Genomic DNA, 9,710 nt, shown 5'->3' with positions numbered 1-9,710 from the left:
CCCTTTCGTCAGATGATCGAGCGTCGACATGCGGCGCGCGAACAGGTACGGCGGCTCGTAGGTCAGGTTCGCGGTCACGCCGAAGCCGAGATGCCGCGTGACCTGCGCCATCGCCGGCACGAGCAGCAGCGGATCGTTGACGGGCACCTGCACCGATTCGCGCAGCGCGGCGTCCGGGCCGCCGCCGAACACGTCGTACACGCCGACGATGTCCGCGAGAAAGATCCCGTCGAACTTGCCGCGCTCGAGCGTCCGCGCGAGATCGGCCCAGTAATCGAGATCGGTGTAGTGCGCGGAGCGGTCGCGCGGATGCGTCCACAGCCCGTGGTTGATGTGCCCGACGCAGTTCATGTTGAACGCGTTGAGCAGGATCTTCTTGCGGTTCTCCGTCGTCATGCCGCCTCCGTCACCACGCGATCGCGTACAGCGAGCCGAACGCGTTGTCGAGCGCCTTGCGCACCGCCGGCGAGTGCTGGTAGATCGAGATGAACTTGCGGATGCGCGGATCGTTCGCGCTCTCGGGCCGCACGACCCACTGGATCGCGAAGTTCTTGTTCTCGGTGCCGTCGAACAGCAGCGCGCCGTTCGGGTCGGTCGTGCCGGCGAGCTTGATGAAGCTCGGGTAGCCCTGCGCGAGATCGACGTCGTCGAGCGAGCGCGCGAGCTGCGACGCTTCGAGCGGGATGATCTTCAGGTGCTTCGGGTTGGCGACGATGTCGTGCGTGGTCGCGCGGTAGTCGGCGCCCGGCTTCAGCGTGATGAGCCCCGCGCGCTGCAGCAGCAACAGCCCGCGCCCGCCGTTCACCGGATCATTCGCGATCGCGACGCGCGCGCCGTCCTTCAGCTCGGCGAAGCTCTTCACCTTCTTCGAATAGAGGCCGATCTTCATGATCGTGCCGGGCGCGATCGAGATGAAGTTGTAGCCGCCCTGCTTCTTCGCGTTCTCGAGAAACGGGATGTGCTGGAAGTAGTTGACGTCGATGTCCTTGTTCGCGAGCGCCGCGTTCGGCGTATTCCAGTCGGTGAATTCGACGATCTTCACGTCGAGGCCCTGCTCCTTCGCCTCCTTCGCGGCGATCTTCAGCGCCTCGATCTGCGGGCTGGTCGAGATGCCGACCTTCAGCGGCGCGGTGTCGGCGCGCGCGCCGTTCAGCAGCGCGACGCCGAGCAGCGCGGCCGTCAGCAGGCGGGCGAGGCGGGCCACTCGGCCGGCGGAAAAGCGGGCGGAAAACACGGGATGCAGCATGGGAACCACTCTCCTGTCCAAAGACGGTATCGATGGATGAGCGACGCCGCGGCGAACGCGCGGGCGTTCTCCGGACGGTCGTCGTCCCATCGGAAAAGGATCAGCCGATGATAGAGAGCGGCGAGAGGGCGGTCTACGAAGCGATTGTGCGAAGAAAATCGCGCGCGGCGATATGGCGGGCGGGACGGCGGCCGCCGGGCATGACCTGGCGCCCGGGCCGCCGTCAGGCCGAAATCTCGGCCTGCCCGCCGCGCCGATTCCGAAATCTCGGCCACTTCGCGTGAAAAACCCTTTCCGCAGACGAAATAAATCCCTTATGAATCAACGGATTAAAAATATTCCGGCGCGTCGGCATTCTGGCATGGGGGTTGCGTAATAGACGGCACACGATGCCGCGAAGCGATGCAGGCATTCCAAACATCAGGAGACACGTCTTGCAGACCTCTATCCATACCCCGTCCCATCCCGAGCCGATTGCCGAAGCCGGCCCCGCCACGCGCGAACGCTTCTGGCCGGAAGGCTGGTGGAAGCTGATGGAAATCCGCATCGGCATCATCCCGCTGCCGGTCTACGTGATCCTGTTCGGGCTGATCGTCGGCTTCGCGGTGACGGGCAAGGTGCCCGGCGAGATCTCGATGGCGATCGCCGTGCTCGCGTTCTTCGGCTTCACCTGCGCCGAACTCGGCAAGCGCCTGCCGCTCTTGCGCAACATCGGCGCGGCCGCGATCTTCGCGACCTTCGTGCCGTCGGCGCTCACGTACTACCACGTGCTGCCGAAGCCGGTGCTGAACCTGACGGTCGAATTCACGAAGTCGACCAACTTCCTGTACCTGTTCATCGCGTCGATCATCGTCGGCAGCATCCTGAGCATGGATCGCCGCGTGCTGATCCAGGGCTTCGTGAAGATCTTCATTCCGCTCGCGGCCGGCTCGGTCGCCGCGGCGATCGTCGGCACGGCGGTCGGCACCGCGCTCGGCCTCGGCGCACGCCACACGCTGCTGTACATCGTCGTGCCGATCATGGCGGGCGGCGTCGGCGAAGGCGCGATTCCGCTGTCGATCGGCTATTCGGAACTGATGCACCTGCCGCAGGGCGAGATGTTCGCGATGGTGCTCCCGCCGGTGATGCTCGGCAGCCTGACCGCGATCATCCTGTCGGGCGCGCTCGACATGCTCGGCAAGCGCCTGCCGCACCTGACCGGCAATGGCCGCCTGCAGGTCGGCGAAAGCGGCGACATGATGCCGGAGAACGAAGAGATCCGCGGTCACGTCGACGTCACGCACATCGCGGGCGCCGGCATCACCGCGATCACGCTGTACCTCGTCGGCCTGATGGCGCACAAGCTGTTCGGCCTGCCCGCGCCGGTCGCGATGCTGTTCCTCGCGGTGCTGGTGAAGCTCGCGCGTGCGGTGTCGCCGCCGCTGCAGGAAGGCGCGTTCGTCGTCTACAAGTTCTTCTCGACCGCCGTCACGTATCCGCTGCTGTTCGCGATCGGTGTCGCGATGACGCCGTGGGACAAGCTGACCGCCGCGTTCACGATCGTCAACGTGGTCACGATCGTGTCGACCGTCGCGACGCTGATGGGCACCGGTTTCGTGGTCGGACGCCTGCTGAAGATGTACCCTATCGACACCGCAATCGTGAACGCCTGCCACAGCGGGCAAGGCGGCACCGGCGACGTCGCGATCCTGACCGCCGCGAACCGGATGCAGCTGATGCCGTTCGCGCAGATCGCCACCCGCATCGGCGGCGCGATCGTCGTCACGGTGACGCTGATCCTGGTCGCGCACTTCGGATAACGCGCGGCCGCGCGCACCGTCGCGCCGGCCGCTTCAGACGCGCCGCCGCCGGCTCTGCCGGTGCGCGGCGCGCGTCGTTGCGGGCGACCGGCGGGGGCAACCGGCCGGCGGCGGCCGACGGTTGCGAACGGCCGACGTTGCGGGCTTCGATGAGGGCGAACGTGCAGAAGAGCTTCAAGGGAATCCCGTGGTGGGGCTGGGCCTCGGCCGCGGTGCTGTATGTCGGCGTGGCCGGCGCGGCCGTCGATTTCGCGTGGGAACGCGCGATCGACGCGCTCGAGGAGGCCGGCGCGCACCGGCTCGACCTGTATGCGTCGAGCCTGAAAAGCGAGCTCGGCCGCTTCGAGATCCTGCCCGGCCTCGTCGCGCGGCAGGACGGCGTGCGCGCGATGCTGAAAGCCGCGCCGAACGATGCGCCCGAGCTCGTGCATGCGGTGAACACCTACCTCGAAGCCGTGAACCGCGACGCGGGCAGCGGCGCGGTCGACGTGATCGATCTGCAAGGCGACGTGATCGCCGCGAGCAACTGGAACGAGACGATCAGCTTCGTCGGCACCAACGTGTCGTACCGGCCGTACTTCAAGGACGCGCTCGCGCGCGGCAGCGGCCGCTTCTTCGGCATCGGCACCAACACCGGCGTGCCCGGCGTCTACTTCGCGAGCGCGGTGCGCAGCGACGGCGTGCCGATCGGCGTGGCCGCCGTGAAGATCAGCGTCGACCCGCTCGAATCGGCATGGCGCGCGCCGGGCGTCGCCGCGCTGGTCGTCGACAGCAACGGCGTGGTCGTGATCTCGACCGAACCCGCATGGAAATTCACCGCGCTGCGCCCGATCACCGCGCAGCAACAGCGCGACATCCAGGCGTCGCGCCAGTACGCGGGCCGCACCGTCGACGCGCTGCCCTACCGCCACATCGGCGACCGCAGCTCGGCCGCGTGGTTCGGCACCTTCCCCGATCCGCGCCACGCCGGCCGCACCACGCGCTATCTCGTGATGTCGCGCCCCGCGCCGCAAGCCGGCGATTCGCTGATGGTGCTGCTCGACATTGCGGGCGCGCGGCGCCAGCAGCAGACGGCGTTCGTGTTCGTCACCGGCGCGTTCCTGATCGCCGCGCTGCTGGCCGGCTATGCGATCCAGCGCCGCCGGGCGATCCTCGCGCGGCTGAGCGCGCAGGACGCGCTGCGCCGCGCGAACGACCGGCTCGAACTGACCGTCGCGCAGCGCACGGCCGCGCTGACGGCCGCGAACGAGCGGATGCAGCGCGAGATCGACGAACGCGAACGCACCGAGCAGCGGCTGCGCGCGTCGCAGCAGGAAGTCGTGCACGCAGGCAAGCTCGCGGTGCTCGGGCAGATGGCCGCCGGCCTCACGCACGAACTGAACCAGCCGCTCGTCGCGATCCGCACGCTGTGCGACAACGCGCGCACCTTCTTCGAGCGCGGCCAGCCGGCGCCGGCGCTCGCGAACCTCGAACGAGTCGGCAAGCTGGTCGACGGCATGGCCGTGCTCACCGGCGAGTTGAAGACCTTCGCGCGCAAGCCCGACGTCGAGCGCGTCGCGGTGTCGCTGAACGAGGCCGTCGCGCATGCGCGGCTGATCTACGATGCGCGGATTCGCGACGAAGGCGTGCGGCTCGACGTGAACATCGCACCCGGCACGACGGTCTCGGCCGAATCGAGCCAGTTGCAGCAGGTGATCGTGAACCTGCTCGGCAACGCGCTCGACGCGGTGCACGACGCACCGGTGCGCCGTATCGTCATCGAGGCGGCCGAAACCGGCGATGCGGACGATGCGACCAACGCCGGCCGCGTGCGCCTGACGGTGGCCGACAGCGGCGCCGGCATCGCGCCCGACGTGCTGCCGCACCTGTTCGAGCCGTTCGTCACGACCAAGCCGCGCGGCCAGGGCCTCGGGCTCGGCCTCGCGATCACGTCGCGCATCGTCGAGGCGTTCGGCGCGAGGATCACCGCGACGAACCGCGACGAAGGCGGCGCGCAGTTCACCATCGAATTCGCGGCGGCGACGCCGCAACAGAGGACAGAGCATGGAAGATGAGATTCGGGTGCTGGTCGTAGAGGACGATGAAAACGTCCGGATCGGCGTCGAGCAGGCCGTCGCGCTCGCCGGGTTCCCGGTCGACGCGTTCGCGGCGGCCGCCGACGCGCTCGCCCACGTCGCGCCCGGCGCGCCGGTGGTGATCGTGTCGGACGTGCGGATGCCGGGCATCGACGGGCTGCAGTTGCTCGACCGCGTGATGGCCATCGATGCGCAGATCCCGGTCGTACTAATCAGCGGCCACGCGGACATCTCGACGGCCGTCGGCGCGATGCAGGTCGGCGCGTACGACTTCATCGAGAAACCGTTCTCGTCGGACCTGATCGCCGGCCGCGTCGCGCGCGCGGTGGAGAAGCGCCGCCTGACGCTCGAGGTGCAGGGGCTGCGCGCGGCGCTGAACAACTGGCAGGGCATCGAGGCGTTCGTGCTCGGCAAGTCGCCCGCGATGGCCGACGTGCGCAAGAAGATCCTGCGCCTCGCCGATACGTCGGTGTCGGTGCTGATCACCGGCGAGACGGGCACCGGCAAGGAACTGATCGCGCGCAGCCTGCACGACTTCGGCGGTCGGCGCGACGCGCATTTCGTCGCGCTGAACTGCGGCGGCCTGCCCGAGCAGGTGTTCGAGAGCGAGCTGTTCGGGCATGAGGCCGGCGCGTTCACCGGTGCGATCAAGAAGCGCATCGGCAAGATCGAATGGGCGGACGGCGGCACGCTGTTCCTCGACGAGATCGAGACGATGCCGATCGCGCTGCAGATCAAGATGCTGCGCGTGCTGCAGGAGCGCGTGGTCGAGCGGCTCGGCGCGAACGACCTGATTCCGGTCGACTGCCGCGTGGTGGCCGCATCGAAGGCCGATCTCGCCGAACTCGCCGCCGACGGGCGCTTTCGCGCGGATCTGCTGTATCGCCTCAACGTCGCGCAGATCGAGTTGCCGCCGCTGCGCGAACGGCGCGAGGACGTGCCGCTGCTGTTCGAGCATTTCGTGCTCGCGGCCGCGCGGCGCTTCGGGCAGCCGGCGCCGGTCGTCACCGCCGCGCAGGTGTCCGAACTGATGATGCACGCGTGGCCCGGCAACGTGCGCGAACTGCAGAACGTGGCCGACCGCTTCGTGCTCGGGCTGACCGGCGACAGCCTGCTGTCGTCCGGCGGCGCACCGACGGCCGGCAGCACGCTCGCGGAACAGCTCGCGTATTTCGAGCGGATGCTGATCGAGGACATGCTGCGGCGTCACAACGGCAACGTCGCGGACGCGAGCGAGGCGCTCGGCATGCCGAAGAAAACGCTCTATCACAAGCTGCGCAACCTGCGGATTCCCGCGCGCGGCGACGCGGCGGCCGACGGCGGCGAATGACGCGCACGAGGACACGCACCCCAGCATGGATCGCATCGACATCACCGACCACGGCCGCATCGCCGGCCATTTGATCCGCGGCGTCACGCGCGCGCAGAAAACCTTCCGCCCGAGCGACTGGCCCGAGCGCCTCGCGGGCGTCATCACGCTGTTCGTCGGCGAGCGGCGGCCCGGCTATCCGTGCGCGCTGTCGCGGCTCGCGATGCCGGTCGTCGACGGCGGCGTCAAATGCCTGTTCGTGTCCGACGAATTGCGCGCCGTGTGCGCCGATGCGTTCGAGTTCGCGATGCAGTTCGCGGCCGACAATGATCTGCCGGTCGAGCTCCAGGGCGTGCCCGCGTTGACGGTGCGCTGACGCGTGGGCTGCGGCCGGCGCCCTAGGGCACTTCGCCGAACAGCGCTTCGAAACCGTTCTTGCACAGCCTGAGTAAATCCTCGGGCTCGATCTGCCGGTCGGGCCGCGGAATGTCCGCCGCTGCACGAATGGTGTCGTTCACTTCAGCGAAAAATGCGCCGACGCCCGCATCGAGGGACCTGCGCTGAGCATCCGACAACGTGGGTTCGAGGCGCTTCCAGACCGGGACAAGCTCGTCCTCGATCGCGCCGCCAAAAAGGAGCATCGCATCGTGGATGTAAAGCACATCCTGAGCGCGCTTTTCCGGAATCCTGTCGTCACGAATCAGCAGCTTCTGGACCATGAAGCTCACCGGATTGGGGATACGTAGGTCGACCAGTGCATCGCCACACCCTGACTCCTCGGCGGGAATCGTCACGAGCCAAGGTTCGTGCAGCAGTATCTCCAGATGGCGCAGCTTCTGTGAAACAACGCCGGCATTCGCCTCCGTTGCGTCTTGCTCCATCCGCCTCGTGACCTTGTTGCGCCGCAAGAGGCTACCTGTCAGCGGCGTAAGAAATTCTGCGTAAAACCCGTTGGCTTGCTTGCCGAGGGTGTAACGCATCGCCGGCGGTTTGAACCCGCCGGCGAAATTCGGTTCCTCCTTGAAACCCGCGCTTTCGAGCGCCTTCTTGATATCTCCTTCGAGTACCTCGCGTTCTGCGTACGCGACGTCGGCATCCTGCGTGAAGATCGGCTTGTGGTCGGGCTTCCAGGCACGCGGCTCATACGAATAGAGCCGAAAAGCCCAGCCTCCGATGAAAACGATCCTGGCTCGCCACGGCGCCAACGTCATCGCGAGATTGCTGAAATCGGCCAATTCGCTCACGCACCTTCTCCAGTCACGTTCACGAGCACGCCGTGCTCCAGTTCAGCCGCCTGCTCCGCCCCGCGCGCCGGGTGAGCGGAAACGTCGAGCCAGGTCTGGATGATGTCCGTGACCGGCAAACCATCGCGGTAGACAACACCCCGCCCCAGTGATTGGGGAAAGCCAGGCTGTTGCAAGACGAGATCGGGGCGCTCGCCCTCTTTGGCCCGACGCAGTGGTCGCCAGTTTTCGGCTTCCATCAGGCTAGGGACCCAGACCGTTGGCGGGACGCCGCTGACATGGCCGACACCGAGTGCATCGGCCGCGGCAAAAAGGCCGAGCGTGCCGCCCTCATTCTTGAGCACCTTGCGCAACTGGACGTCCGGCGCGGCCGGCACAAGAAACTTCATCGGCACCGCCGCTGCCTGCCTCAGGTATTCAGCCTTCCAGCGTTGAGCGAGTTTTCGCCGTTGCACGACCTTCAGGAACGGCTTCGTCTCGATGAAACCCTCCTGTTTGAGCGCATGGATCAGTCGCGTCGCCGTCATTACCGAGACATCGGCGGCACGCGCGAGGTCGGTGGCCGTGGTGTATCGCCGGCCCTCCGCACCGATAAGGTTCTCTCTCTTGATATCGATCGCGAGCAGGAGCTTGAGCATCCACTGGTTCAGATCCGAGAATGCCAGCCCCGGCTGGACACTGCGACTACGGCTGTAGGAGCGAGTCGACTGCCCCGGATGCTCGGAAATATCCAGCCCCGGAAACCGGACATATCGCGTTCCGTCGGCCGAGAGTACGGCGAAGGGCTCACGGTCGGCGAACTCAGCGTGAAAATCGGCCAATCGCTGGATGAGCGACGGCGGAGCACTGCCGACCCAAATCAGAATCGCGGGCCGCATCTTCTGCCGTTTCGCGTATGCACGTGCCTCGAGGAGCGCCTGAGCAAAGAGCGCGGTAACGCGATCAGCACGCCCCTCGTTGAACGTCTTGAGGTTCGCGACGTACGTTTGGCCCTTGTCATTGCTCAGGATGAGGTCTCCGACATGATCCTGAGCAATCTCCTCGACCACGCGCCACCCCTCTGCTTTCTCGAACAACGTCCGGAAAGCGTCAAGCGCAACGCGCGCCGGCATAGGGTTCGGCAGCGATCTCATATCACACTCACTTGGCCAAGTGATATCACTTGGGCGCGTTAAATGACATGGCCATGTTATGACCATCTCGACCACGCCGCAAGTGTCCCTCGCTCCGACATCGCTTTCACACCGTCATTGTTGATGCTCGGCCACCGAGATCCTCTATGTAGGAACCCCACACGGATGCAGCCGAGTCGTATGCGAATCGTCAGTCCCCTCAGCCCGACAAGTGTTTCCAGCCGAGCCATCAATAAAATTGATCGTGACGATGAAAATTATGCGTTTTCCTTGCAGGTCGCCGTGATGCATAGTTGCGTCGTGTTGACGCACCTTTGAGTCTTTCAGTCATGAACATGCGAATCGAGCCGTCCGTGCTCGCGAACCCCGACCTGCAATTTGCGACGCTTTCGTCAGGCATCAGCCTGCCGTATGTCGAGCGGGGCAGCGGTGCGCCGATGGTGTTCGTGCACGGCTCGCTGTGCGACTACCGCTACTGGGATCCGCAACTGGCGGCGCTGTCGGCCCACTACCGCTGCATCGCGCCGAGCCTCAGCCACTACTGGCCGGCCGTCGAAGCGGGCATCCAGGACGAGTTCAGCTGGCAGAACCACGTCGACGAGCTCGCCGAATTCATCGACGCGCTCGATCTCGGCCCCGTGCACCTGGTCGGCCATTCGCGCGGCGGCAGCGTCGCGTTCAACGTCGCGCGCCAGCATCCGCACCTCGTCGAGTCGCTGACGCTCGCCGATCCGGGCGGCCCGCTCCAGCAGCCGGGCGTGCGCGAAGCCGCGCTGCCGGCCGCCGCCCTCGCGCTGCGCACGAAGGCCGTGAACCTGATCGATCAAGGCGACGTCGAAGCCGGCCTCGAGATGTTCGTCGATTCCGTGAGCCTGCCCGGCGCATGGAAGAAGAGCACGGCGCG

The 9,710-nt window shown here is 66.5% G+C and carries 9 protein-coding genes; 5 read left to right on the top strand and 4 right to left on the bottom strand.

Annotated elements, in window-relative coordinates; translation table 11 throughout:
* A partial coding sequence (locus JMF90_RS10735; protein ID WP_201325095.1) for an LLM class flavin-dependent oxidoreductase occupies positions 1–396 on the bottom strand: 396 nt, incomplete at its 3' end.
* A 10-nt stretch (positions 397–406) separates the two neighbouring features.
* The gene (locus tag JMF90_RS10730) at positions 407–1,246 is read right to left on the bottom strand and encodes a MetQ/NlpA family ABC transporter substrate-binding protein (RefSeq protein ID WP_077177819.1); all 840 of its coding nucleotides are present in this window, start codon (positions 1,244–1,246) and stop codon (positions 407–409) included.
* A 434-nt stretch (positions 1,247–1,680) separates the two neighbouring features.
* Here JMF90_RS10730 and JMF90_RS10725 point away from each other — a divergent pair, with 434 nt between their 5' ends.
* The 4 genes from JMF90_RS10725 to JMF90_RS10710 all read left to right on the top strand — a co-directional run bounded on the left by JMF90_RS10725 (position 1,681) and on the right by JMF90_RS10710 (position 6,805).
* Positions 1,681–3,045 (top strand): 2-hydroxycarboxylate transporter family protein, encoded by a 1,365-nt coding sequence (locus tag JMF90_RS10725; protein WP_012339349.1) that lies wholly within the window; start codon positions 1,681–1,683, stop codon positions 3,043–3,045.
* A 149-nt stretch (positions 3,046–3,194) separates the two neighbouring features.
* On the top strand, positions 3,195–5,099 hold the full coding sequence (locus tag JMF90_RS10720) for an ATP-binding protein (protein WP_077177820.1): 1,905 nt from the start codon (positions 3,195–3,197) through the stop codon (positions 5,097–5,099).
* On the top strand, positions 5,089–6,450 hold the full coding sequence (locus tag JMF90_RS10715) for a sigma-54 dependent transcriptional regulator (RefSeq protein WP_201317191.1): 1,362 nt from the start codon (positions 5,089–5,091) through the stop codon (positions 6,448–6,450). The genes JMF90_RS10720 and JMF90_RS10715 overlap by 11 nt, the downstream gene beginning before the upstream one ends.
* A gap of 25 nt (positions 6,451–6,475) precedes the next feature.
* Complete coding sequence (locus JMF90_RS10710; RefSeq protein WP_011546858.1) at positions 6,476–6,805, top strand: DUF3579 domain-containing protein; 330 nt, start codon at positions 6,476–6,478, stop codon at positions 6,803–6,805.
* A gap of 22 nt (positions 6,806–6,827) precedes the next feature.
* Here the strand turns inward: JMF90_RS10710 and JMF90_RS10705 are convergent, their stop codons facing one another.
* Positions 6,828–7,673 (bottom strand): GSU2403 family nucleotidyltransferase fold protein, encoded by an 846-nt coding sequence (locus JMF90_RS10705; RefSeq protein ID WP_011694865.1) that lies wholly within the window; start codon positions 7,671–7,673, stop codon positions 6,828–6,830.
* Entirely contained in the window at positions 7,670–8,749 is a 1,080-nt protein-coding gene (locus JMF90_RS10700; protein ID WP_236597967.1) for a MarR family transcriptional regulator, read from the bottom strand. The genes JMF90_RS10705 and JMF90_RS10700 overlap by 4 nt, the downstream gene beginning before the upstream one ends.
* A gap of 386 nt (positions 8,750–9,135) precedes the next feature.
* Between JMF90_RS10700 and JMF90_RS10695 the strand changes: the two genes are divergently transcribed.
* Positions 9,136–9,710, top strand: a 575-nt coding sequence (locus JMF90_RS10695) for an alpha/beta fold hydrolase (RefSeq protein WP_201325094.1), incomplete at its 3' end; no start/stop codon positions are given.

The organism is Burkholderia sp. E168m23, assembly GCF_016586125.1.
Lineage (GTDB): Bacteria > Pseudomonadota > Gammaproteobacteria > Burkholderiales > Burkholderiaceae > Burkholderia > Burkholderia orbicola.
This window is presented reverse-complemented; position numbering and strand designations above follow the sequence as displayed.

Excerpts from the sequence above, each read along its gene's own strand:
- JMF90_RS10730 (WP_077177819.1), bottom strand. The coding sequence starts at position 1,246 with ATGCTGCATCCCGTGTTTTCCGCCCGCTTTTCCGCCGGCCGAGTGGCC.
- JMF90_RS10720 (WP_077177820.1), top strand. The coding sequence starts at position 3,195 with ATGAGGGCGAACGTGCAGAAGAGCTTCAAGGGAATCCCGTGGTGGGGC.
- JMF90_RS10715 (WP_201317191.1), top strand. The coding sequence starts at position 5,089 with ATGGAAGATGAGATTCGGGTGCTGGTCGTAGAGGACGATGAAAACGTC.
- JMF90_RS10710 (WP_011546858.1), top strand. The coding sequence starts at position 6,476 with ATGGATCGCATCGACATCACCGACCACGGCCGCATCGCCGGCCATTTG.